The organism is Pseudomonas sp. CFBP 13719, from assembly GCF_014842095.1.
In the GTDB taxonomy this organism is placed as follows: domain Bacteria; phylum Pseudomonadota; class Gammaproteobacteria; order Pseudomonadales; family Pseudomonadaceae; genus Aquipseudomonas.
On the sequence record NZ_JACYVB010000001.1, the window covers coordinates 877,717 to 900,520 of the forward strand.

Below are 22,804 nucleotides of genomic sequence, written 5' to 3' on the forward strand. Positions count from 1 at the left end.
GGCATCAGTTCGAAAGGCGCGGCAGCAGCAGATCCTTGAGGTCGGTCAGCTTGCCGTGGAAAAAGTGCCCGCATTCTGCCACTTTCAGCAGCTCATGGGGGCGATCGAGGTTGTCGGACCAGTCGTAGACCAACTGCGGATCAACCACTTCGTCGGCGTCCGGCTGGATCACGGTCAACGTCGTCCGTTGCGGCAGGCTTTCGGTCAAGCGCATCACCGCCGGGGCCACCATGAACAGTTGCGCCACCGCCATGTTCCCGGCCTCCAGACGACCGGCGAGGGTTGCTGCAACGAAACCGCCAAAGGAAAAGCCCAGAATCGTCAGCGGCAGTTCGGGGTGTTTCGCTCGAAGCCATTGGGCCACGGCCCAGGCATCGTCGACCTCGCCGCTGCCCATATCATGGCTGCCGTCGCTGGCGCCCACGCCGCGGTAGTTGAAGCGCAACGTCAGCAGCCCGGCATCGCAGGCAGTGCGCTGCAAGGTGGACACCACCTTGTTGAGCATGGTCCCGCCCTGCACCGGATTGGGATGGCAGATCAAGGCGATGCCGGTGGCGTCGGCGGTGTCGAGGTACAACGCTTCGAGTTGGCCCAGCGGGCCGTCGATGAAAACTGCGGTTTCGCGGATGAGCAATGGATGAACTCCGTGACCCCAAGAGGGGTCGACTCGTCTAGCTGGAAGATTGTGGCCTGTGAAATTGCGCAAGCGCGCGGTATACAGCGCAGGTCCGAGCCGTTAACGTAAAGCAAAGCCGTTTATAGAGGAAGGACTCGTGGAACTCTCGCTCTTAGTTTGGTTGTTGCCAACCCTGGCCCTGGTGGTCGGTGTGATCATCGGTTTTGCCGTCGCGCGTCTGGCACCCCGCGCCGTGCCCAATGGCACACAACGTCAGCTCGATGACATCCAGGAACGTTTCGACACCTACCAGAACGAAGTGGTCACCCACTTCAACAGCACCGCGATCCTGGTCAAGAAACTCACCCAGAGCTATCAGGAAGTGCAGGATCATCTGGCCGAAGGCGCCGACCGTCTGGCCCTGGACGAGCTGACCCGCCAGCGCCTGCTCGCCGCCCTGCATTCGGACGCCCCGCAGCCTCATCGCGAGCGCCTCACGCCACCACGCGATGCCGAGCCGCCTCGCGACTATGCGCCCAAGGCAGCGAACTCGCCTGGCATGCTCGACGAGCAGTATGGGTTGAAGCGCAAGTAAGTTTCACGGTCGCCGGTCAAGAAGCGGGCCCTGCTTTCAGGTCCCGCTTTTTTTTTGCCTGTGCCGAGGCAATGTGCTTCTACCGGCTCAGGTACACCTCGTCGAAAGGCGCCTTGATTTCCCGGCGCAGAATGCCGATCACCTCGCGCCCGGCGGCTTCGTCGGCCTTCTGCCGCTCTACGCCATCGAAGCGCTGTTCCACGGTTTTCAGATGCGCCGTGGTGTATTGATCGCGCGGCGAGCGAAGCTCTCGGTAGTGAAAGTGCGCGTACCACAACGGCGTTCCCGTGGTATCGGCAATCAGGTACTCCTCCAGATAGCCCGGAGATCGCTTGAGCTTGCTGCGCGCGCCCACGCGGCTGATGCGCACCGCCTGTTCGCGGTAGAGGTAGTCGACCCGCGCAGCCGTGGGCGGCTGGCGCTTGATCATGTGGATACGAATCAGCCTGCCATCCTTGATGAGTTGTCCGGCCTTGTCGCGGAACAACTGCGCGCGGCCGTGGGCAGACGCGTGCTGGCTGGTGGCCTGGTCCACCGCGTTATGGCGGGTGAGCTGTTGTTCGACGGCGTCGGCACTCTCGTTCAACTGACGAGCATAAAGAGCGAGCTGGTCTTCGACTTCGCCCGGCAGGTAGTCTTTTTCGGCCTGTTTCCAGGCTTCCTTTACCGCACTGCCGGCGCCCTGCAACAGCCGGTTGCCGCGACGAACCGCGGCATTGACGGACGTCGGCACCGCGCGTGGCCTGGGCGCGTGCGCCACCTCGAGCTCGCGCCAGTTGCCTTCGGCCAGGTCCTTGCCAAAGGAGGCAACCACCGTTTTCTCGATCGGGTCGATAACATCGATGATATCGCTGTCCGAAGGTTTGAGCTTGGGCCGTCGCTGACCGACCACCAGGCCTCGACGGTGGGTCATATACAGGTTTTTATGGCGCACCTGCTGGCGCTGTTTGCGCGTCATCCTGAGCTGCTCGCGGACCAGTGGCACCAGTGACGCCTGGGCATTGTCGCGCAGCTCGGCGATCAGGGCCGTCAAACGATCGAACGCCGGACGATGCAACTGCTCTGCCAGCAGCTCGCCGTGCAAGGCCAGCGCCTGCTGGGCCCCTTCATACTGCAAGTCCAAACTGTTGAGCACTTCGACGCGGTCATTGAGGGTGTAGCTGGCGCTCTCTTCGAGCGCTGCGTGGGTTTGCGCGGCCAGCCGCACAGGTTCGGCCACCGACTGCATGATCCGCTCAGCCTCCTGCAGGCCGGGAATCTTGCGGATGCAGGTCAGCGCCAGACCGTCGACCAGCAGACCGATCCAGCGTTGTATCGACAACGCCTCTATCCAATTGGCCTTGAGTTTTTTCAGCGCCGCTTCACCTTCCAGCGGCATACGCTGAAGCTGACGCTTCCAGTCCGCCAGCTCCTTGCTCAGCTGTATCTGCTGGTCCATCACCTCGGTGCTGTCGGCGACGAAGTCGAAGAACGCTTTGGATTGCGTGGCATCGAGTTCGGGAGCGTCCAGACTCGACGGCAACCCGTCTGCCTGTTCTCGGTAGGCGATGCTTTTGTAGCGTAGGTTGATGATTTCTTCCTGGGCGATCTCGCATAGCTGAAACAACGCGCCGGCCTGCTCTTTCGAGCGATCGGCGTAGGGGTCCAGCTCGCTGAGTTTCCTGCTGGCACGCAGCACCCTACGCAGGGCGCCGAGGTAGCTTTCGGTGGCCTCGCTGAGGGCCTGGCGCAGGCCGGCCAGACGTTCGGTATCCCCAGCCTGTATCGCACGGCCGAGCTTGCCAAGCACCAGATCGACACGCTTGTGCAAACCTGCACGCTTCTGGTTGAACGCTGCCACTTCAGCGTTGTACGCCACCATCAGCGCCTGATTGCTCGCGCGCAGCGCCGCGATGCGACGCTTTGGCCCGCCGCCGCGCAAACGCAGACGCAGGTCCAGGCGCCAGCGCCCCACTTCATCCCGCGCAAGCCACGGCCCTGGGCTCTCCGGGCGCTTGGCGTCGACGATACGCAGCTGTTCTTCTTCGGCGGTCACTTCATAGAAATGGCCGTCCAGGGACAGCAACCAACGCTCGCCGTCCAACTGCAGACCCTGAAAGCGGCCATGCGCCAATGGCGACGTCAGGCGCGGCCCCGGCGTAGTGCGATAGGTGGCCAACGCCTCGAGCTGATCAGGCCCAAGCCGGTGCTGTGCGTTTGCCCAGGAAAAACTCAGCGTAGCGTTGGCAGGGTCGATGACACTGAGCGGCGCGGTCCAGGTGCTGCGGACCGGCGCATCGTTGTGCCCACCTGCCAAGGGCTGGCCGAGGCCGCGGCCGCCCGGCGCGCGGCTGGCGCCATGCGCCAGCAGGACCAGGGCAATGTTGAACAGCAGATCGAACATCTGATCGTCGACCAGCGCAGGATCGCCCGCCGCCTGCGCAGTGAGCGTGACGTTCATCGCGGCCATTGCCTCGACCAGCCAGCCCGCCGTGGCCAGCGGTCCGGGAAGGATGGGCAGCAAGGCGTTGAACAGCGTCCAGCCAAGCGCCTGAAAGCCGATCCAGCGACTTTCAGCGCTGGATACCGACTGGCGGTCCGCCAGAGTGATCAATGCCTGCACATTCGTGCGATACAGATGATCGAGCAGCGGCATGCCGATGTCGATGAGTTGCAATGCCGCCGGAGCCGGCGTGCTGATCGGGGCAAAGTCCGAGCCCTGTCCGAAGCGCACCAGATGGGGTTCGCGAAAGCCCCCGTTGGCATAGCGCGCCCGAGCGCCTTCGTCCAACCAATCCAGCACGCTGCGCTGCAGCTCGCCGGGTTCGCTGATGGCCTCCATGAGCGCGTTGGCGCTGGCGTATTCACTCAGGCAGGGCTTGAACAGCGGGCGATAGAGCACCTGCACCCCACTGCCGTCCAGTGCGCCGAACACATACATGTTGCACGCAGCGTCGACCTTCATGCCCGGCGCCGACAGGAACCCCAGGCCGCGAAGGCCGATAGGACGACCGTCGACTTCAAGATCGCCCAAGCCGTTCATGACCTGTTCGACGTAACGCCATCCGCGCTCGGTAAACCCCTCCTGGCCGCGGATGCTGTTTTCCAAAGCCAGCAGTGGCAGCTGGCATCCCAGTTGGCGAGTGAACAGCTTCTGTCGACGTGGAGCCTGCGCAGGATCCTGGAGCAGTTGCCGTTTCAGCAACTGCAGGTAACGCCCGCCTGCATCGGCTCGGGTGACCAACGCCTGGACGGTCGTGTCGTCCGCCCAGTCCGGCAGCACCGCTCCGGCGCGGGGCTTGACCGACAGGTGCCCGCGGGGCCGGCCCGACAAGTTGAACAGAGCCAGCTCGACAAGGCTGATCTGCTGGTCTTCCATGGCCATGTCACCGGCATTGACCAGACTCAGTTGCGCATTGGGCACAGTGAGAATGTGCACCTCGACATCGTCGAGATCGGCCAGCGGCTGACCAGGGTGATCAGTCTCTATCTGTTCGATCAGCCTCATCTGGGCAAAGCACGCGAGGGTGGGAATGCCGTCGAGGAAAGAGGCGCCCCTCTGCTCTTCGCGCACCAGCGCCAGCGTTGCCAGGTACAGGGAAAAGGCGCGACGCTGCGCCAGACTGGCCGTTCTAAGCCACTGCGGCAGTGCATCGTCAAGGGCCTGCAGCCGGGCGCGCTCCTGTGCAGTATCGAGGTCGAACAGGCTGGTGATGCTTTCGCAGCCCTCGGTCATCGCTCGGGCACCCAGTCGGTGCTGCTGGCAATAGGCACCCATGGTCTGCAGCGCATTGAGTTGCTGCTCGAGAATCGCCTGTGCCTGGACTTCGAAGACATTGCCGCTGGGCGCATAGAGCGCCAGTTCCAGGGCCGAGCCAGTGAGTTCGCGGCCCATGTGATCCGCAAAAGCCTGCGCCAGAGCCTGCAACGTGGCGAAGCTTTCCAGGCCATTGACCGGTGTGTACAGCAACACCTCATCGCGCCCGCGCACGCTGAGGTGACGGCGGATCACCAAGGCATGAGTCAGTTCGGCATTTGGCTGCGAGGGTGTGCCCATGGCTTGCACGCGGATCAGGCTGGCTTCGATCGGGTCTGCGTCATGCTCCGCGCGCTGACTGGCGGTAGGCGTCGACACCAGCAACAGGGCGGTGGCCTCTTGCTCGCTGTCCAGCCGCCCGGCAGCTTTTTCACGCTCGATGCTGGCCTTCAAGCGTGCTTGCAGCGCTTGCGTCAGCCACTGCCAGCGGTTGCTGCCGTCCGCCTGGACCTGACTCCAGTAATCACACAGCGCCTGGCTGTAGGCGCACATGATCTGGGGCCCCCATTCATTGACGATGCCCTGCAGCTGCGCCATGGCCACCGGCAAAGCCGCAGCAGACGCGCCCGCCGAATCCTGGGTGAGCAGGTGATAGCCTTGAACCAACTGGATGGGCTCGGCATGTATGTAGCGATCGATCAGTACGTCGACCAGCGCCAGCCGACGGTAGCGCTGGGCGTTTCGAGTGGCCTGGCCAACGTTGGCACCTTGAGCTGGCAGAGGCTCGAGCAACTGCAGTTGATCGCCATCCATCGTCAGGGTGGGGTAGCGCGTCGCCAGCTCGCTGGCAAGGATGTTACGGGCGACTTGACGTAAGGTGGGGCGAGAGCAGAAATGCTTGCTGACGCTGCTGGCCAGCGGCGCTGCCCTGGCCACTTCGCCACTCAGGGAAAGGAGTTCAAACATGGGTGGGTCCTTCGAGGAAAATGAGCGCCTAGCAGGCGCCATCTCTGGCCTCGAAGGGGGGTAGACAGATAGGGCAGGCGAAATACCGGAATCCCTATGCAGGAGCGGACTCGGCCCGCTCCCGCAGCGGCTTAGATCGCCCCGCGGCTACGCAGCAGATCGAGCACCTGCTTGACGCCCTCATCCACCGACGAGGCCTGGGTGTCGATCACCAGGTCGGCATTCAACGGCACATCGTACGGGAAGGACTCGCCAGGGATGTTGTCCTGGTCGGCGGCGTACAGGCCCTGAGGATCACGTTCGCGACAGACCAGAGGCGAGGCCTGAACGTAGACGGTCACCAGGCGATCGGCACCGATCAGATCGCGTGCCTGCTCGCGGCCGGCAGCATCCGGTGCAACGAAGGCGGCCAGGGTCACCAGGCCCGCTTCGTTGAACTGCCGCGCCACGTGAGCGGCACGACGCCAGTTCTCGGTGCGCCCGGCGCGGTCCTGTGGCAGCCCCTTGTTCAGATCATGTCGCAGGTTCTGCCCATCGAGCACGAATACCGCACGGCCCATGTCGAACAGCTTGCGCTCCACGGCGTAGGCCAAGGTGCTCTTGCCGGCACCCGAAAGACCGCTGAACAGCACGGTCGCCGGTTGCTGGCCGAAGCGCTGGGCGCGTTCATCGGTGGTCACGTGAGCGAAACGACCGTGCGCCTTGCCACCCTGGCTGACGGCTGCCGGCGCGATGATCATCCCCGCGCCGACGGTGCCGTTGGTGAGGCGGTCGATGATGATGAACGCGCCGGTGGTGCGGTTGCTGTCGTAGCCGTCCAGAGCGATGGCGCTGTCCAGCGACACCTTGACCTTGCCGATCTCGTTGAGCTGCAGCGCACTGCCCGGCCCTTCGGCCAGGGTGTTCACGTCGACCTTGTGGACGATGCTGGCGATCGAGCCCGGCACATAGCTGGTGGCCCGCTTGATGTCGTATTTCTTGCCGGGCAGCATCGGCTCTTCGGCCATCCATACCAGCATGGCTTCGAAGCTGTCGGAGACGGTCGGCACGTTGGCGGCATGCACCAGCAGATCGCCGCGGGAGATGTCGATCTCGTCTTCCATGGTCAGGGTGACCGCCTGGCCGGGGCCGGCGTGCTCCAGCTCACCTTCGAAGGTGACGATGGACTTGACCCGGCTGCTCTTGCCCGATGGCAGGACGACCACTTCATCACCCTTGTGCACGATACCGCTGGCCAGGGTACCGGCGAAGCCGCGGAAGTTCAGGTTCGGCCGATTGACGTACTGCACCGGGAAGCGCAGGTCGTTGAAGTTGCGGTCGGCTGCCACTTCCACGGTTTCGAGGATTTCCATCAGCGTCTGGCCGGTGTACCACGGCGACTGCTCGCTGCGGTTGACCACGTTGTCGCCCTTGAGCGCCGACATCGGCACGAAGGCCAAAGTGGTCGGCTGCAGGCTGATGGCTTCGGCAAACTTCAGGTAATCGGCCTTGATCTGCTCGAACACGCCCTCATCGAAGCCCTTGAGGTCCATCTTGTTGATGGCCACGACGATGTGCTTGATGCCCAGCAGGGACGCGATGTAGCTGTGCCGACGGGTCTGGGTCTGCACACCGTAGCGGGCATCGACGAGGATGATCGCCAGGTCGCAGGTGGACGCACCCGTGGCCATGTTGCGCGTGTACTGCTCATGGCCCGGGGTGTCGGCGATGATGAACTTGCGCTTGGCCGTGGAAAAATAACGGTAGGCGACATCGATGGTGATGCCCTGCTCGCGTTCGGCCTGCAGGCCGTCGACCAGCAACGCCAGGTCGACTTCTTCGCCTGTGGTGCCGGATTTCTTCGAGTCGCGGGTGATGGCTTCCAGGTGATCTTCGTAGATCATCTTGGAGTCGTGCAGCAGGCGCCCGATCAGCGTGCTCTTGCCGTCGTCGACGTTGCCACAGGTGAGGAAGCGCAGCAGTTCCTTGCGTTCGTGCTGGGCCAGGTAGGCGAGGATGTCCTCGCTGATCAATTCGGATTGGTGCGACATGTTCTGACCCTGCTCTAGAAGTAGCCCTGACGTTTCTTGTCTTCCATGGAACCGGCGCCATCATGATCGATGACCCGGCCCTGGCGTTCGGACGTTCGCGTCAGGAGCATTTCCTGAATGATGTCGGTGAGGCTCTGCGCCTCGGACTCCACCGCGCCCGTCAACGGGTAGCAGCCAAGGGTACGGAAACGCACCTTCTTCTTGACGATGCTGGCTTTCTCTTCCTCGCTGAGGTGCTCGAGAATGCGCTCGTCGTCGATCATGATCAGCGTGCCGTTCTTCTCGATCACTTCGCGTTCGGCGGCGAAGTACAGCGGCACGATCGGGATGCCTTCCAGGTAGATGTACTGCCAGATGTCGAGCTCGGTCCAGTTCGACAAGGGGAATACGCGGATCGATTCGCCCTTGTTGACCTTGCCGTTGTAGACGTTCCACAACTCCGGACGCTGGTTCTTAGGGTCCCAGCGATGCTTGCTGTCACGGAACGAGTAGACCCGCTCCTTGGCCCGCGACTTTTCTTCGTCGCGGCGAGCGCCGCCGAAGGCAGCGTCGAAGCCATACTTGTCCAGCGCCTGCTTGAGGCCCTGGGTCTTCATGATGTCGGTGTGCTTGGAGCTGCCGTGGGTGAAGGGGTTGATGCCCTGCGCCACACCTTCGGGGTTGACGTGTACCAGCAGGTCCAGGCCCAGCTCCTCGACCATGCGGTCGCGGAACTTGTACATCTCCTGGAACTTCCACTGGGTGTCGACGTGCATCACCGGGAACGGCAGCTTGCCCGGGAAGAACGCCTTGCGCGCCAGATGCAGCATCACGGCCGAGTCCTTGCCGATGGAATACAACATCACCGGGTTATCGAACTCAGCGGCCACCTCACGAATGATGTGGATGCTTTCCGCCTCCAGCTGTTTCAGATGCGTCAGTTTGTCGACCATGGCTACTCACGGAATACAGTCTTTATGGACGGCCTGCGGGCCGTGTTCGAGCCGGGCACTTTAACACGGCGTCCGGTTTGGTCATCGGGAGTGGTTAGATCGAAGGGGTATATCAATATGCCTTGCGGTTTGGAGGTTCCGGCATGACTTCCGGCCGCCTCGCGGGCAGAGTGTGGGAGCGGGCTCTGCCCGCGAATCGGGCACCACGGTCCAATGATCAGACCGGATTGGGACAGTCGATGAACACATGCTCGAGCGCGAAGCGCCGTGCCAGGTAATCACCCAGCGCCTGCACGCCGTAGCGTTCGGTCGCGTGATGGCCCGCGGCGATGAAGCTGATGTCGTTCTCCCGCGCACTGTGAACGGTCTGTTCGGAAGCCTCACCGCTGATGAACAGGTCCACACCGGCCGCGATCGCCCGATCGATGTAACCCTGACCGCCGCCGGTGCACCAGCCCACGCGGCGGATCTTTTCGCTGCCTTCGATCAGCAACGGTTCGCGGCCCAGCACTTCCTGCACGCGACGGGCGAAGTCGCGCGGATGCATTGGCTCGGGCAATGAACCGATCAGCCCCACGACCCGGCTGTCCGCCGGATCCAGCGGCCCTTCCACGGTGATTTCCAACTGCCGCGCCAGCTGCACGTTGTTGCCCACTTCGACGTGCAGATCCAGCGGCAGGTGGTAGGCCAACAGGCTGATGTCATGCTTGAGCAAAGTCTTCAGGCGCCGCTGTTTCATGCCCACCACGCAGGGGTTCTCGCCCTTCCAGAAATAACCATGGTGCACCAGCACCAGATCGGCCCTGGCGTCCACTGCGGCATCGAGCAACGCCTGGCTCGCCGTCACGCCACTGACGATACGCATGACCTGCGGGCGGCCTTCCACCTGCAAACCATTGGGGCAGTAATCCTGGACCTTGGTGCTGCCCAGATAACGGTCGGCTTCTTCGACCAACGTGTTCAGTGCTACAGCCATGAAAGTCTCCACAAAGGCAGTTCAGCGCGGCGCGAGCGCCCGTATAATGCCGGCCATTATGGCGCCCCTGCGCGCCGAAGAAACAGCCCCCCGCTACCCTTCAGGATCGTTCCCATGTTCAAGGCCTTGCGCTTCTTCGGTTGGCCACTGTTGACCGGCATATTGATCGCCCTGCTGGTGATCCTGCGCTTTCCGCAATGGGTCGGCCTGCCCAGCCAGGACGTCAACCTGCAGCAGGCGCCGCAAAGCGCCAGCGTCATCCAGGGTCCGGTGTCCTACGCCGACGCCGTAGCCATCGCAGCGCCCGCCGTGGCCAACCTGTACACCACCAAGGCGGTCAACAAAGGTGCCCACCCGCTGTTCGAAGATCCACAATTCCGCCGGTTCTTCGGCGACAACCTGCCCAAGCAGCGGCGCTGGGAGTCGAGCCTGGGCTCGGCGGTGATCATGAGCCCCGAAGGCTACCTGCTCACCAACAACCATGTGACCGCCGGCGCCGACCAGATCGTGGTGGCCCTGAAAGACGGCCGGGAGACCCTGGCCCGGGTAATCGGCAGCGATCCGGAAACGGACCTGGCGGTGCTCAAGATCGATCTGAAGAACGTTCCGGCAATCACCATCGGACGCTCCGACGGCATCCGCATCGGCGACGTCGCGCTGGCCATCGGCAACCCGTTCGGCGTCGGCCAGACCGTGACCATGGGCATCATCAGCGCCACCGGCCGCAACCAGCTGGGCCTCAATACCTACGAAGACTTCATCCAGACCGATGCGGCCATCAACCCCGGCAACTCCGGCGGCGCGCTGGTGGATGCCAACGGCAACCTGACCGGTATCAACACGGCCATCTTCTCCAAGTCCGGCGGTTCGCAGGGCATCGGCTTCGCCATCCCGACCAAGCTGGCGCTGGAGGTGATGAAGTCGATCATCGAACATGGCCAGGTGATTCGCGGCTGGCTGGGCATCGAAGTGCAGCCGATGACCGAGGAACTGGCCGAGTCGTTCGGCATCAAGGACCGGCCAGGCATCGTCGTTGCCGGAGTGTTTCAGGGCGGCCCGGCGTACAAGGCCGGCCTGCAGTTGGGCGATGTCATTCTCAGCATCGATGGCGAGCCGGCCGGCGATGGTCGCCGCTCGATGAACCAGGTCGCCCGCACCAAGCCCGGCGACCGGATCGCCATCCAGGTGATGCGCAAGGGCAAGGAAATCACCTTGAACGCCGAAGTAGGCTTGCGCCCGCCACCGGCGCCGGCGGCGGTGAAGCAAGAGGAGAAGTAGGGTTGTGGGACATCCCGGTTTCGGGGTCGGCTGGAGATAGATGTCAGATTAAAACGGATCGCTGAGGTCGCGTTACCGTCCTATGGCCCCTCCTTTCCGGAGGGGGCCAGGGACAACGCAGAGCCCCTGCGTGGCTTACAGCGCGTCGAGCAACACTTGGTTCTGTTCTGGCGTGCCGATGCTGATGCGCAGGAATTGTGCGATGCGTTCCTGCTTGAAATGGCGCACGATCACGCCCTTCTCGCGCAAGCGGGCGGCTATGGCTGCAGCGTCCTGGTCGGGGTGGCGGGCGAAGATGAAGTTGGCTGCCGAGGGCAGTACCTCGAATCCATGTTCATTCAGCCCTTGCACCAGTTTTTCGCGACTGGCGATCACCTTGGCGCAGGTGTCTTCGAAGTAGGCCTTGTCGGCAAACGCTGCGGCGGCGCCGGCGACCGCCACTCGGTCGATCGGATAGGAGTTGAAGCTGTTCTTGATACGCTCCAACGCTTCGATCAAATCCGGGTGGCCTACCGCGAGCCCTACCCGCAGGCCGGCCAGCGAACGGGATTTGGACACGGTCTGGGTGACCAGCAGGTTCGGATAGCGGTCGACCAGGGTGATCGCGGTTTCACCGCCGAAGTCGACGTAGGCTTCATCCACCACCACCACCGAGTCCGGGCTGGCCTGGACGATCTGCTCGACCGCTTCGAGCGGCAACAGGCAGCCAGTGGGAGCGTTCGGGTTGGGGAAGATGATCCCGGCGTTGGGCCTGGCATAGTCCTGCGCACGGATTTGGAACTGCTCATCCAGCGGCACGGCCTCGAAGGGAATACCGTACAAGCCGCAATAGACCGGATAGAAGCTGTAGCTGATGTCCGGGAACAACAGCGGCTGGTCATGCTGGAACAGGCCGTGGAAGATGTGCGCCAGCACTTCGTCCGAGCCGTTGCCGAGGAACACCTGGTTGGTTTGCACCCCGTAATAGTCCGCGACGGCTTGCTTGAGCAGGTCGCTATTGGGGTCCGGGTACAGACGCAGGGCGTCGCCCAGCTCGGCGCGCATGGCCTCGATCGCCTTGGGCGATGGACCGTAGGGGTTCTCGTTGGTGTTGAGCTTGACCAGGTTGGCAACCTTGGGCTGCTCGCCGGGCACATAGGGCACCAGGTTCTTGACGAAAGGGCTCCAGAATCTGCTCATGCTCACTCCCCTTTTACCAGGTCAGGTTGGATACGGTATTCGGCGCTGCGGGCATGGGCGCTCAGGGACTCGCCGCGAGCCAGCACGGAAGCGGTCTTGCCCAGCTCGGAAGCGCCCTGCTCGGAGCAGAAGATGATCGACGAACGCTTCTGGAAATCGTAGACACCCAAGGGTGAGGAAAAGCGCGCGGTACCCGAAGTCGGCAGCACGTGGTTGGGTCCGGCGCAGTAATCGCCCAGCGCTTCGCTGGTGTGACGCCCCATGAAGATGGCACCCGCATGGCGGATATGCGGCAGCCAGGCCTGCGGGTCTTCGACCGACAACTCCAAGTGTTCCGGAGCAATTCGGTTGGCCACTTCGATGGCCTGCTGCATGTCGCGGACCTTGATCAGTGCACCCCGGCCATTGATCGAGGTATTGATGATCTCGGCGCGCTCCATGGTCGGCAGCAGCTTGTCGATACTCGCCGCGACCTTGTCGAGGAACTCGGCATCGGGGCTGACCAGAATGGCCTGGGCGTCTTCGTCGTGTTCGGCCTGGGAGAACAGGTCCATGGCGATCCAGTCGGGATCGGTACCACCGTCGCAGACCACGAGAATTTCCGAAGGACCGGCGATCATGTCGATGCCGACCTGACCGAATACATGGCGCTTGGCAGTCGCCACGTAGATATTGCCCGGGCCGACGACCTTGTCTACCCGCGGTACGCTTTCGGTGCCATAGGCCAGGGCCGCAACGGCCTGGGCGCCGCCGATAGTGAACACGCGGTCGACGCCGGCAATGCAGGCCGCTGCCAACACCAGCTCGTTGACCTCGCCCCGCGGCGTGGGCACGACCATGACCACCTCGGTAACGCCCGCCACTTTCGCTGGAATGGCGTTCATCAGCACCGATGACGGGTACGACGCCTTGCCACCGGGCACGTACAGGCCGGCGCGGTCCAGTGGGGTAACCTTCTGGCCGAGCACCGTGCCGTCGGCTTCGGTGTAGCTCCAGGAATCCTGCTTCTGCTTCTCGTGGTAGAGCCGCACCCGCTCGGCGGCGGTTTCCAGAGCTCTGCGCTGCACATCGGTAATGCGCGTAAGTGCCAGTTCGAGTCGCTCGCGCGGCAGGATCAGATCAGCCATCGAGGCGACCTGCAGGCCATCGAAGCACTCGGTGAATTCGACCAGCGCGGCGTCGCCCCGCTCGCGCACGGCCTTGATGATGTCCAGCACGCGCTGATTGACCGAGTCATCTGACACACTTTCCCAGCTCAACAGATGGTCCAGATGGCGGGCGAAGTCCGGATCAGTGGCATCGAGTCGGCGAATAGCAGTGGAAACGGTCATGGCGGGCCTCAAATAATAGCAATTGCTCAAGCGCCGATAGATTACCAATCGATCCGCATGGGCACTTGAGTTATTTGGCTATGATGCGGATAGATGGGCGCAGGTTGCAGACCTGCGCAGGTGCATCAGCCGCGGTGTCGCGACTCCACTGCCTTGCGCAGGGTGTCGATCAACGCCTGGATGCGGGCGTGCTGCATTTTCATGGAGGCTTTGTTCACCACCAGCCGGGAGCTGATGTGGGCGATCAGTTCCTGAGGTTCCAGGCCATTGGCGCGCAGGGTATTGCCGGTGTCGACCACGTCGATGATCTTGTCGGCCAAGCCCACCAGCGGCGCAAGCTCCATGGAACCGTACAGTTTGATGATATCGACCTGGCGGCCCTGCTCGGCGTAGTAGCGCTTGGCAACGTTGACGAACTTGGTGGCCACACGCAGGCGACCGGTGGGCTCGGCCGCGCCGATGGCGCCGGCGGTCATGAGCTTGCACTGGGCAATCTGCAGATCGAGGGGTTCGTAAAGACCCTGGCCACTGTATTCGAGCAGAACGTCCTTGCCGGCAACGCCCAGGTCGGCGGCACCGTGTTCGACATAGGTCGGCACATCGGTGGCGCGCACGATCAGCAGGCGCACATCGTCCTGGGTCGTGGGAATGATCAGCTTGCGGCTCTTGTCCGGGTTCTCGGTGGGCACGATGCCCGCCTCAGCCAGGAGCGGCAATGTATCGTCAAGAATGCGGCCTTTGGACAGCGCAATGGTCAACATGGGAAACGTCAGTCCTTACAGGAAAGTTTCTGGCAACGACCGGGCGCATCCCTGCGCCCTGCACGCACATCAGCCCGGTACGCGACGGATCTTGGCGCCCAGCATCTGCAGTTTTTCTTCGATGCACTCGTAGCCACGGTCAATGTGGTAGATGCGGTCGATCAAGGTGTCGCCTTCGGCGGTCAGAGCCGAAATGACCAGGCTGGCCGACGCCCGCAGATCAGTTGCCATGACCGGTGCGCCCTTGAGCTTCTCGGTACCGGTGACGATGGCCGTGTTGCCTTCGACCTGGATCTGCGCGCCCATGCGGTGCATCTCGTAGACGTGCATGAAACGGTTTTCGAAGATCGTCTCGATGACCGCGCCGGTGCCTTCGGCAATGGCGTTGAGCGATATGAACTGCGCCTGCATGTCGGTGGGGAACGCCGGGTACGGCGCGGTCCGCACGTTGACCGCCTTGGGCCGCTTGCCGTGCATGTTCAATTCGATCCAATCGGCACCGGTGGTGATCTCGGCGCCCGCTTCGCGAAGCTTTTCCAGCACGGCTTCGAGAATGGTCGGATCGGTGTCCTTGACCTTGACCCGGCCGCCAGTGCAAGCAGCGGCCACCAGGTAGGTACCGGTCTCGATGCGATCAGGCATGACCTTGTAGGTCGCCGAGTGCAGGCGCTTCACCCCATCGATGGTGATGGTATCGGTGCCGGCGCCCTGGACATTGCCGCCCATGGCATTGATGAAGTTGGCCAGATCGACCACTTCCGGCTCGCGCGCAGCGTTCTGCAGCACGCTGCGGCCGTTGGCGAGGGCTGCGGCCATCATGATGTTCTCGGTACCGGTCACACTGACGGTATCGAAGAAAAAGTTGGCCCCGCGCAGGCCACCCTCGGGAGCCTTGGCCTTGATGTAACCAGCTTCCACGTCGATGACCGCACCCATGGCTTCGAGGCCACGGATGTGCAGGTCGACCGGACGCGAACCAATCGCGCAACCGCCCGGCAGCGCCACTTCGGCTTCGCCGAAACGGGCGACCATCGGGCCCAGCACCAGGATCGAGGCGCGCATGGTCTTGACCAGCTCGTACGGCGCCACCAGTGTCTTGATGGTGCGCGGATCGATCTCGACTGCCAGCTTCTCGTCGATCACCGGCTCGATACCCATGCGGCCGAACAGCTCGATCATGGTAGTGATGTCGTGCAGGTGCGGCAGGTTGGCGACCGTCACCGGCCCATCGGCCAGCAAGGTGGCAGCCAGAATCGGCAGAGCGGAGTTCTTCGCTCCGGAAATGCGGATTTCGCCATCAAGGCGAACGCCGCCAGTAATAATCAGTTTGTCCATTGGAGTCTCGACGCGGAATGGCTCAGGAACGCTCAGCCCAGGCTGCGCTGCTGAAGAATTTCATGGTGATCGCATGGATGCTGCCATCGGCGATCCATGGGTTCAAATGAGCATAGATCTGTTGCTGGCGCTTGACCGGACTGAGTGCGGTCAGCTCGTCACTGATGACGTTCAGCTGGAAATTGCAGCCTTCGCCTTCGACTTCCACCTGCACTCCCGGCAGCTTGGCTTCCAGGAAACCTTTCACTTCTACAGCCTGCATGCTCAACCTCGATCGGCGCCCTGTGCGCGCGGGTCGGCCATCATACAAAAAAGCCCTCCGGCTGCGAACCCCGTATCGACGGGATCAGGCCAGAGGGCCTCGATGATGGCCGCTCAAATCTGTGAAAAGAATTCGCTCATGCCGGTGACCTGAGCGATCTGACGCATATCGTGAGGCAATGCCTGAACGCGGACGGTCTTGCCCGCTGCTTCGGCATCGCGCATGAAGCCCAGCAGCAGGGACAAGCCAACGCTGCTGGATTTCTCGACTGCGGTGCAGTCGATGACCAGCGCCGTAGCCGGGCTGGACTGGATCAACGCCTGACCCTGCTTGCGCAGGGCGGCGCCGGAGCGGTAGTCCAGCACGCCGGCCAGGCTGAGCTGGTCGCCGGCCAGTTCGACGCGAGCCTGATCCATCACTGGGCGCTCGTCGGAGCAGCTTTGTCGGTGACTTCCTTGGCCTTGGCAACTTCGCCTGCCCAACCATCGATGGTCTTGTCCAGGTCGTTGCCGTTGCGCTGCATGCTGTCGGCGAACTGGTCGCGGAACAGCTTGCCGATGTTGATGCCATTGATGATGACGTTACGCACCTTCCACTCGTTGTTCAGGTTTTCCAGGGTGTAGGAGACTGGATACACAGCTCCGCCGGTGCCCTTGACCTGCATGTCGACGCTGGTACGAGTGCCGCTCTCATCCTTGGCCGGGCCGACAGTGATGCCCTGGTTGTTGTATTCGAGCAACGCGTTGCCATAAAACTGCATCAGGCTGCGCTTGAAGTTTTCCTGGAAGCGCGCTTTCTGCGCCGGTGTTGCCCGGTTCGCGTACTTCACGGTCATGATGCTGCGCGATATGCCCTCGGCATCGACGACCGGACCGACGATGGAATTCAACGCGTCGTAGAAAGCCTGAGGGTTGCTGCGGTAGGTTTCGCGGTTCTTTTCCAGATCCGACAGCAGTCGGTCGGTGACGCCCTGTACCACCTGATGTGCGGATACCGCAGGGGCTGCATTGGCCCACATCGGTAGCAGAGCCACCAGAACCAGCAGGCTGCGTCGCATGATCGAAAACATGGATAACTCCTTATTTGGCATCTTTGCTGACTGTGTTGAGCAGGAACTTGCCGATCAGGTCTTCGAGCACCAGGGACGACTGGGTGTCGTGGATGGTACCGCCGTCGGTGAGCAAGGCTTCCTCGCCACCCACGCTGATACCAATGTACTTCTCGCCCAGCAGGCCCGCGGTCAGGATGGAAGCAGTGGAGTCGGTGGGCAGATTGTCCACTTTCTTGTCCAGCTGCAGGGTCACCCGCCCCGTGAAGGTGTCGCGATCCAGATCGATAGCCGTGACCTTGCCGATGGTCACACCGGCCATGGTCACCTTCGCTCTGACAGTCAAACCGGCGATATTGTCGAAATAGGCATAAAGTTTGTAGCTCTCGGTGTTCGCGCTGGTGGACAGACCACTGACACGCAAGGCCAACAGCAGCAAAGCCAGGATGCCGGCCAGAAGAAACAGGCCAACTCCGACTTCCATTGATCGGTTTTGCATCAGAAATCTCCAAACATCAGGGCGGTCAGAATAAAGTCCAGGCCCAGAACGGCCAGCGACGCGTAGACCACAGTCTTGGTGGTAGCACGGCTGATGCCCTCGGACGTGGGTTCACAGTCATAACCCTGGAACACGGCGATCCAGGTGACGACGAAAGCGAATACCAGGCTCTTGATCACACCGTTGAGCACATCATCGGTGAAGCTCACGCTGTTCTGCATGTTGGCCCAGAACGATCCTTCATAGACGCCCAGCCAGTCGACGGCAACCCAGGAGCCACCCCAGATACCGACGACGCTGAAAATCATCGCCAGCAACGGCAGGGAAATGAAACCGGCCCACAGCCTTGGCGCAACGATGTACTTGAGCGGGTCGACGCCGATCATCTCCAGACTCGACAGTTGCTCGGTCGACTTCATGTTGCCGATCTCGGCCGTCAATGCCGAACCGGCGCGGCCGGCGAACAATAGAGCGGTGACCACCGGTCCGAGTTCACGCAGCAGTGTCAGCGCGACCATTTGCCCGACCGCCTGTTCCGAACCGTACTTGGCCAGGATGCTGAAGCCCTGCAGGGCCAGAACCATGCCGATGAACACGCCGGACACAACGATGATCAACAGGGACATGACACCCACTGAATACAATTGCTTGATCAGCAGCTGGAAACCGCCACCGATGCCACCGCGGCCCACCAGCGCATGGCCCAGGAACAACCCGGAACGCCCCAGGATGCCGACCATGTCGATGGCCGAACGACCGAACAGGCGCACCCGCTCCATGATTGATTTCTTGCGCATCAACGCTTCCCCAGCAGATCGGCGCGGTAATCGGGCGCGGAAAAATGAAAAGGCACGGGGCCGTCTGGATCGCCTTTCATGAATTGGCGGACGCGCGGATTGTCCGACCCCATCAAGGCTTCGGGCGTACCGTGACCAAGCACCTGGCCGTCACCTACGACATAGATGTAGTCGGCGATGCTCGCGGTTTCCGCCAGGTCGTGGGACACCACGATACTGGTGATACCCAGGGCATCGTTGAGCAGGCGGATCAACCGGACCAGCACGCCCATGGCAATCGGGTCCTGACCGACGAACGGCTCGTCGTACATCAATATCTGCGGGTCCATGGCAATGGCACGGGCCAGCGCGACGCGGCGCTTCATACCGCCGGACAGCTCGTCCGGCATCAATTCGATGGCACCGCGAAGGCCAACGGCCTGCAGTTTCATCAGAACGATGTCGCGGATCATGTCCTCGGGCAGGTCGGTGTGCACCCGCAGCGGGAAAGCCACGTTTTCGAACACGTCCAGGTCGGTGAACAAGGCGCCGCTCTGGAACAGCACGCCCATGTGCTTGCGCGCGTCGAACAGATCGCTGCGCGAGAGCTTGGGCAGGTTCTGGCCATTGACCCATACTTCGCCGCCGGTGGGCCGCAGTTGTGCGCCCATCAAACGCAGGAGCGTGGTCTTGCCGCTACCTGAAGGCCCCATGATACCGGTGACCTTGCCGCGAGGAATGCGGATATCGACGTCGTTGAAAATGCTCCGCGCACCGCGCTTGAAGGAAACCCCTTTCAGCTCGACCGCGTAGGCGCTATCGGCACTCATTTAAACTCCTTGCAGTGCAACCTTACCCTCGGACGCTCATCTTCTGACCGAAGACACTTGGCGCGGACAGGCCGAACAAGCGGCGAACTATAGCATTGCAGACACGCGCCGCCCAAGATTGATCCATTGGCGTGGTGTACCGCCGATTTACCGAGGCGACGAAATAGGCAGGTGAGTCGCACGTCCATTCCCGCTATAATCGCCGCCTTTTCACCGGGCCTACCGATTTTCGCCATGAGCCAGACCAGCGACCTGATCCAATCCGCGCACCGCACCATACGTCTCGAAATCGAAGCGGTGGAGGGCCTGCTCGCCCATATCGACGCCGATTTCGTGCGCGCCTGCGAATTGATCCTCGAAAGCGACGGCCGCGTGATCGTGCTGGGCATGGGCAAGTCCGGCCATATCGGCAACAAGATCGCCGCGACCCTGGCGAGCACCGGTACTCCGGCGTTCTTCGTGCATCCTGCCGAGGCCAGCCATGGCGACATGGGCATGATCACTCGCCGGGACGTCATCCTGGCCCTGTCCAACTCCGGTTCGACAGCGGAGATCGTCACTTTGCTGCCTTTGATAAAGCGCATGGGCATTCCGCTGATCAGCATGACCGGCAACCCCGACTCACCCCTGGCCCAGGCTGCCGAGGTCAATCTCGACGCGCGCGTCGCCCAGGAGGCCTGCCCGCTGAACCTGGCGCCGACCTCCTCCACCACCGCTACCCTGGTGCTGGGCGATGCGCTGGCCATTGCCCTACTCGAGGCGCGCGGCTTCACGGCCGAAGACTTCGCCTTCTCCCATCCCGGCGGAGCACTGGGCCGACGCCTGCTGCTCAAGGTGGAGCACGTGATGCACACCGGCACCGCGCTGCCACAAGTGGCGCGCGGTACACTGCTGCGCGATGCGCTGATGGAAATGACCCGCAAGGGCCTGGGCATGACCGCGATCCTGGAAGCCGACGGCCGCCTCGCCGGGATCTTCACCGACGGCGATCTGCGACGCACATTGGATCGCACCATCGATGTCCACAGCACTCGAATCGAAGACGTCATGACTTCCCACGGCAAGACCGCTCGCGCCGACATGCTGGCTGCCGAAGCGCTGAAGATCATGGAAGACAACAAGATCAACTCACTGATCGTGGTTGACGATCAAGACTGTCCGGTAGGCGCCTTCAACCTTGGCGACCTGCTGCGCGCGGGAGTCATGTAATGACCGAGAATGGTGCAATGCCCGAGACTGGCAGCAACGACCTCCTGCAGCGAGGCAAGGCCATCAAGCTGGCCGTATTCGACGTCGACGGCGTACTGACCGATGGCCGTCTTTATTTCCTCGAAGACGGCAGCGAATTCAAGAGCTTCAGCACGCTGGATGGCCAGGGCATCAAGATGCTCATCAACAGCGGCGTGACCACGGCGATCATCACCGGCCGCAAGAGCCCGGTGGTCGAGCGGCGCGCCAGGAACCTCGGCATCGCGCATCTCTTCCAGGGCCGCGAAGACAAACTCGTGGTGCTCGACGGACTGCTCGCCGAACTCGGCCTGAGCTATGAACAAGTGGCCTACCTGGGCGACGACCTGCCCGACCTGCCGGTGATCCGCCGAGTGGGCCTGGGCATGGCAGTGGCCAATGCCAACGCCTTCGTGCGTCAGCATGCCGACGGCGTGACCCAGGCCAGTGGCGGCTTCGGTGCGGCACGCGAGTTCTGCGAGCTGATCCTCGATGCCCAAGGCAATCTCGAAGCGGCCCGCGCCGCCTACCTGTAGGGCCTGACATGCTGAACAAGAAAATCCGCAATATCGTCATCCTGGGTGTGCTGGGGCTGCTGTTCGCCGCCATCGGCTACTGGGACATCAGCCCGGAGCGCTTCCTCGACCAGCCCACGGCGGCCGTCGACGAAAGCCAGATCGATTACTACGCTATCAACGCGAAGGCGCGGCAGTACCTGCCCGATGGCGGCGTGCAGTACGACATGACCGCCGACAAGGTCGAGCACGTCAAGACGTCGCAGGTCACCTTGCTGACCAAGCCCGACATGCAGCTGTACCGCGGCACCGTCTATCCATGGCACGTGACCAGCGACCGTGGCGAAGTCAATCCCGATGGCAGCGAAGTCGAGCTGATCGATTCGGTGCGCATCGCGCGTACCGATCAGAAAAGCCGCGCTACGCTGATCACCAGCTCGCGCATGACCATTTTCCCACAGAAGCAATATGCGCAGACCGACCAAGACGTTAGAATCGACGGCGCCGGTGGCGTGTCGACGGCCAAGGGCATGAAAGCGTATCTGAATGACAGCAAGATCAACTTGCTGTCCAACGTAAGAGGACAGTATGAGGCTCGTTAAAACCCTCCCCTTTTTGCTCAGCCTGAGCGCAGCACTGGGAAGCGCGAGCGCCTGGGCACTGCCCACTGACCGCGATCAGCCCATTCATATCCAGTCCGACGATGCCCAGCTCGACGACAAACAGGGCGTGGCGACCTACAAGGGCAATGTGATCATTACCCAGGGGTCGATGAAGATCACCGGCAACACCGTGACCATCACCCGCAATGCCACGGGCGACGTGGACGTGTTCACTGCCGTCGGCAACCTGGCCTACTACGAGCAGAAACCTGCCGCCGACAAGCCCATCGTGCAGGCCTATGGCATGACCATCCAGTACTTCGCGGCGCAGAACCGTATCGTGCTGATCGACAAGGCCAAGGTCATCAACGACGGCAACACGTCCGAAGGCGAGAAGATCGTCTACGACACCGTGCGCCAGGTGGTCAACGCTGGCCGCGCCACGGGCAGCAAGGTCACCACGCCTCGTCCGCGCATCGACATGGTGATCCAGCCGAAGAAGAAATCCGACGCACCGCAGAAGGCCCAGTAATGGCAGTTCTGAAAGCGCAGCACCTGGCCAAGAGCTACAAGAGCCGGCAAGTCGTCCGTGACGTCAGCCTGTCCATCGAGAGCGGGCAGATCGTCGGCCTGCTGGGCCCCAACGGCGCAGGCAAGACCACCTGTTTCTACATGATTGTCGGGCTGGTGCAGGCCGATCAGGGCCGCGTACTCATCGACGACCTGGACGTCAGCCACCAGCCGATGCACGGCCGCGCCCGCTCCGGTATCGGTTACCTGCCGCAGGAAGCCTCGATCTTCCGCAAGCTGTCGGTGGCCGACAACATCATGGCCATTCTGGAAACCCGCAAGGAACTCGATGCCACGGCCCGGCTGGCCGAGCTCGAAGGCCTGCTGCAGGAGTTCCACATCACGCACATTCGCGACAACCTGGGCATGAGCCTTTCGGGGGGTGAACGCCGCCGCGTGGAGATCGCCCGGGCACTGGCCACCGCGCCCAAGTTCATCCTGCTCGACGAACCCTTCGCCGGTGTCGACCCGATTTCGGTCGGCGACATCAAGCAGATCATCCATCACCTCAAGACCAAGGGCATCGGCGTACTGATCACCGACCACAACGTCCGCGAGACGCTGGACATCTGCGAAACGGCCTACATCGTCAACGACGGGCAGCTGATCGCCGAGGGCGATGCCCAGACTATCCTGGCCAACGATCTGGTGCGCGAAGTCTATCTGGGCCACGAGTTCCGCTTGTAAGGCCCGAGGGCGCCAGCGCCCTCCAGCGGGCATTAATTTTCATGGCGCCCTAG

22 protein-coding genes are annotated in these 22,804 nt (G+C 62.4%); 7 read left to right on the plus strand and 15 right to left on the minus strand.

Annotated features, from left to right (window positions below; genetic code table 11):
- Window positions 1-4: 4 nt before the first annotated feature.
- The gene (locus IFT57_RS04140; RefSeq protein WP_192150632.1) at window positions 5-634 is read right to left on the minus strand and encodes an alpha/beta hydrolase; all 630 of its coding nucleotides are present in this window, start codon (window positions 632-634) and stop codon (window positions 5-7) included.
- Between the two features lie 139 nt (window positions 635-773).
- On the opposite strand from IFT57_RS04140, the gene IFT57_RS04145 reads away from it, so the two are divergent.
- Entirely contained in the window at window positions 774-1,211 is a 438-nt protein-coding gene (locus IFT57_RS04145; protein WP_192150634.1) for a ZapG family protein, read from the plus strand.
- A 79-nt stretch (window positions 1,212-1,290) separates the two neighbouring features.
- Here the strand turns inward: IFT57_RS04145 and IFT57_RS04150 are convergent, their stop codons facing one another.
- The 4 genes from IFT57_RS04150 to IFT57_RS04165 form a co-directional block, all read right to left on the minus strand.
- Window positions 1,291-5,913, minus strand: coding sequence for a hypothetical protein (locus IFT57_RS04150; protein ID WP_192150636.1), 4,623 nt, complete (start codon window positions 5,911-5,913; stop codon window positions 1,291-1,293).
- Window positions 5,914-6,044: 131 nt separating this feature from the next.
- Entirely contained in the window at window positions 6,045-7,943 is a 1,899-nt protein-coding gene (cysN, locus tag IFT57_RS04155) for a sulfate adenylyltransferase subunit CysN (protein ID WP_122713439.1), read from the minus strand.
- Between the two features lie 14 nt (window positions 7,944-7,957).
- Entirely contained in the window at window positions 7,958-8,875 is a 918-nt protein-coding gene (cysD, locus tag IFT57_RS04160) for a sulfate adenylyltransferase subunit CysD (RefSeq protein WP_122479489.1), read from the minus strand.
- Window positions 8,876-9,092: 217 nt separating this feature from the next.
- On the minus strand, window positions 9,093-9,851 hold the full coding sequence (locus IFT57_RS04165) for a Nif3-like dinuclear metal center hexameric protein (protein ID WP_192150640.1): 759 nt from the start codon (window positions 9,849-9,851) through the stop codon (window positions 9,093-9,095).
- Window positions 9,852-9,965: 114 nt separating this feature from the next.
- Between IFT57_RS04165 and algW the strand changes: the two genes are divergently transcribed.
- On the plus strand, window positions 9,966-11,129 hold the full coding sequence (gene algW, locus IFT57_RS04170; RefSeq protein ID WP_122800303.1) for a Do family serine endopeptidase AlgW: 1,164 nt from the start codon (window positions 9,966-9,968) through the stop codon (window positions 11,127-11,129).
- A gap of 135 nt (window positions 11,130-11,264) precedes the next feature.
- Here the strand turns inward: algW and hisC are convergent, their stop codons facing one another.
- The 10 genes from hisC to IFT57_RS04220 all read right to left on the minus strand — a co-directional run bounded on the left by hisC (window position 11,265) and on the right by IFT57_RS04220 (window position 19,150).
- A complete protein-coding gene (gene hisC / locus IFT57_RS04175; protein WP_192150642.1) occupies window positions 11,265-12,308 on the minus strand; it encodes a histidinol-phosphate transaminase in 1,044 nt (347 codons plus the stop codon).
- Window positions 12,309-12,310: 2 nt separating this feature from the next.
- Window positions 12,311-13,639, minus strand: coding sequence for a histidinol dehydrogenase (hisD, locus tag IFT57_RS04180; protein WP_192150644.1), 1,329 nt, complete (start codon window positions 13,637-13,639; stop codon window positions 12,311-12,313).
- 125 nt (window positions 13,640-13,764) lie between these two features.
- On the minus strand, window positions 13,765-14,400 hold the full coding sequence (hisG, locus tag IFT57_RS04185; protein WP_043186752.1) for an ATP phosphoribosyltransferase: 636 nt from the start codon (window positions 14,398-14,400) through the stop codon (window positions 13,765-13,767).
- Window positions 14,401-14,469: 69 nt separating this feature from the next.
- Window positions 14,470-15,735: a UDP-N-acetylglucosamine 1-carboxyvinyltransferase gene (murA, locus tag IFT57_RS04190; RefSeq protein WP_122479496.1), complete on the minus strand. Its 1,266-nt coding sequence runs from the start codon at window positions 15,733-15,735 to the stop codon at window positions 14,470-14,472.
- A 22-nt stretch (window positions 15,736-15,757) separates the two neighbouring features.
- Window positions 15,758-15,997, minus strand: a complete 240-nt coding sequence (locus IFT57_RS04195) for a BolA family protein (protein ID WP_122713446.1) — start codon at window positions 15,995-15,997, stop codon at window positions 15,758-15,760.
- 113 nt (window positions 15,998-16,110) lie between these two features.
- The gene (locus IFT57_RS04200; protein WP_122713625.1) at window positions 16,111-16,413 is read right to left on the minus strand and encodes an STAS domain-containing protein; all 303 of its coding nucleotides are present in this window, start codon (window positions 16,411-16,413) and stop codon (window positions 16,111-16,113) included.
- On the minus strand, window positions 16,413-17,066 hold the full coding sequence (locus IFT57_RS04205; RefSeq protein WP_122713447.1) for an MlaC/ttg2D family ABC transporter substrate-binding protein: 654 nt from the start codon (window positions 17,064-17,066) through the stop codon (window positions 16,413-16,415). Before IFT57_RS04205 ends, IFT57_RS04200 begins: the two co-directional genes overlap by 1 nt.
- 10 nt (window positions 17,067-17,076) lie before the next feature.
- On the minus strand, window positions 17,077-17,544 hold the full coding sequence (gene mlaD, locus IFT57_RS04210) for an outer membrane lipid asymmetry maintenance protein MlaD (protein ID WP_043186734.1): 468 nt from the start codon (window positions 17,542-17,544) through the stop codon (window positions 17,077-17,079).
- Window positions 17,544-18,341, minus strand: coding sequence for a lipid asymmetry maintenance ABC transporter permease subunit MlaE (mlaE, locus tag IFT57_RS04215; RefSeq protein ID WP_043186730.1), 798 nt, complete (start codon window positions 18,339-18,341; stop codon window positions 17,544-17,546). The genes mlaD and mlaE overlap by 1 nt, the downstream gene beginning before the upstream one ends.
- On the minus strand, window positions 18,341-19,150 hold the full coding sequence (locus IFT57_RS04220) for an ATP-binding cassette domain-containing protein (RefSeq protein ID WP_043186728.1): 810 nt from the start codon (window positions 19,148-19,150) through the stop codon (window positions 18,341-18,343). Before IFT57_RS04220 ends, mlaE begins: the two co-directional genes overlap by 1 nt.
- 234 nt (window positions 19,151-19,384) lie before the next feature.
- Between IFT57_RS04220 and IFT57_RS04225 the strand changes: the two genes are divergently transcribed.
- The 5 genes from IFT57_RS04225 to lptB are packed head-to-tail and all read left to right on the plus strand — an operon-like array spanning window position 19,385 to window position 22,751.
- On the plus strand, window positions 19,385-20,359 hold the full coding sequence (locus IFT57_RS04225) for a KpsF/GutQ family sugar-phosphate isomerase (RefSeq protein WP_122713449.1): 975 nt from the start codon (window positions 19,385-19,387) through the stop codon (window positions 20,357-20,359).
- 17 nt (window positions 20,360-20,376) lie between these two features.
- Window positions 20,377-20,913, plus strand: coding sequence for a KdsC family phosphatase (locus IFT57_RS04230; RefSeq protein WP_122713626.1), 537 nt, complete (start codon window positions 20,377-20,379; stop codon window positions 20,911-20,913).
- Between the two features lie 8 nt (window positions 20,914-20,921).
- The gene (lptC, locus tag IFT57_RS04235; RefSeq protein ID WP_192150646.1) at window positions 20,922-21,494 is read left to right on the plus strand and encodes an LPS export ABC transporter periplasmic protein LptC; all 573 of its coding nucleotides are present in this window, start codon (window positions 20,922-20,924) and stop codon (window positions 21,492-21,494) included.
- Window positions 21,481-22,026, plus strand: a complete 546-nt coding sequence (lptA, locus tag IFT57_RS04240; protein ID WP_043186718.1) for a lipopolysaccharide transport periplasmic protein LptA — start codon at window positions 21,481-21,483, stop codon at window positions 22,024-22,026. Before lptC ends, lptA begins: the two co-directional genes overlap by 14 nt.
- Complete coding sequence (gene lptB / locus IFT57_RS04245; RefSeq protein ID WP_043186715.1) at window positions 22,026-22,751, plus strand: LPS export ABC transporter ATP-binding protein; 726 nt, start codon at window positions 22,026-22,028, stop codon at window positions 22,749-22,751. The genes lptA and lptB overlap by 1 nt, the downstream gene beginning before the upstream one ends.
- The last annotated feature ends 53 nt before the right edge of the window (window positions 22,752-22,804 follow it).

Excerpts from the sequence above, each read along its gene's own strand:
- IFT57_RS04150 (WP_192150636.1), bottom strand. The coding sequence starts at position 5,913 with ATGTTTGAACTCCTTTCCCTGAGTGGCGAAGTGGCCAGGGCAGCGCCG.
- cysN (WP_122713439.1), bottom strand. The coding sequence starts at position 7,943 with ATGTCGCACCAATCCGAATTGATCAGCGAGGACATCCTCGCCTACCTG.
- cysD (WP_122479489.1), bottom strand. The coding sequence starts at position 8,875 with ATGGTCGACAAACTGACGCATCTGAAACAGCTGGAGGCGGAAAGCATC.
- IFT57_RS04165 (WP_192150640.1), bottom strand. The coding sequence starts at position 9,851 with ATGGCTGTAGCACTGAACACGTTGGTCGAAGAAGCCGACCGTTATCTG.
- algW (WP_122800303.1), top strand. The coding sequence starts at position 9,966 with ATGTTCAAGGCCTTGCGCTTCTTCGGTTGGCCACTGTTGACCGGCATA.
- hisC (WP_192150642.1), bottom strand. The coding sequence starts at position 12,308 with ATGAGCAGATTCTGGAGCCCTTTCGTCAAGAACCTGGTGCCCTATGTG.
- hisD (WP_192150644.1), bottom strand. The coding sequence starts at position 13,639 with ATGACCGTTTCCACTGCTATTCGCCGACTCGATGCCACTGATCCGGAC.
- hisG (WP_043186752.1), bottom strand. The coding sequence starts at position 14,400 with ATGTTGACCATTGCGCTGTCCAAAGGCCGCATTCTTGACGATACATTG.
- murA (WP_122479496.1), bottom strand. The coding sequence starts at position 15,735 with ATGGACAAACTGATTATTACTGGCGGCGTTCGCCTTGATGGCGAAATC.
- IFT57_RS04195 (WP_122713446.1), bottom strand. The coding sequence starts at position 15,997 with ATGCAGGCTGTAGAAGTGAAAGGTTTCCTGGAAGCCAAGCTGCCGGGA.
- IFT57_RS04200 (WP_122713625.1), bottom strand. The coding sequence starts at position 16,413 with ATGGATCAGGCTCGCGTCGAACTGGCCGGCGACCAGCTCAGCCTGGCC.
- IFT57_RS04205 (WP_122713447.1), bottom strand. The coding sequence starts at position 17,066 with ATGTTTTCGATCATGCGACGCAGCCTGCTGGTTCTGGTGGCTCTGCTA.
- mlaD (WP_043186734.1), bottom strand. The coding sequence starts at position 17,544 with ATGCAAAACCGATCAATGGAAGTCGGAGTTGGCCTGTTTCTTCTGGCC.
- mlaE (WP_043186730.1), bottom strand. The coding sequence starts at position 18,341 with ATGCGCAAGAAATCAATCATGGAGCGGGTGCGCCTGTTCGGTCGTTCG.
- IFT57_RS04220 (WP_043186728.1), bottom strand. The coding sequence starts at position 19,150 with ATGAGTGCCGATAGCGCCTACGCGGTCGAGCTGAAAGGGGTTTCCTTC.
- IFT57_RS04225 (WP_122713449.1), top strand. The coding sequence starts at position 19,385 with ATGAGCCAGACCAGCGACCTGATCCAATCCGCGCACCGCACCATACGT.
- IFT57_RS04230 (WP_122713626.1), top strand. The coding sequence starts at position 20,377 with ATGCCCGAGACTGGCAGCAACGACCTCCTGCAGCGAGGCAAGGCCATC.
- lptC (WP_192150646.1), top strand. The coding sequence starts at position 20,922 with ATGCTGAACAAGAAAATCCGCAATATCGTCATCCTGGGTGTGCTGGGG.
- lptA (WP_043186718.1), top strand. The coding sequence starts at position 21,481 with ATGAGGCTCGTTAAAACCCTCCCCTTTTTGCTCAGCCTGAGCGCAGCA.
- lptB (WP_043186715.1), top strand. The coding sequence starts at position 22,026 with ATGGCAGTTCTGAAAGCGCAGCACCTGGCCAAGAGCTACAAGAGCCGG.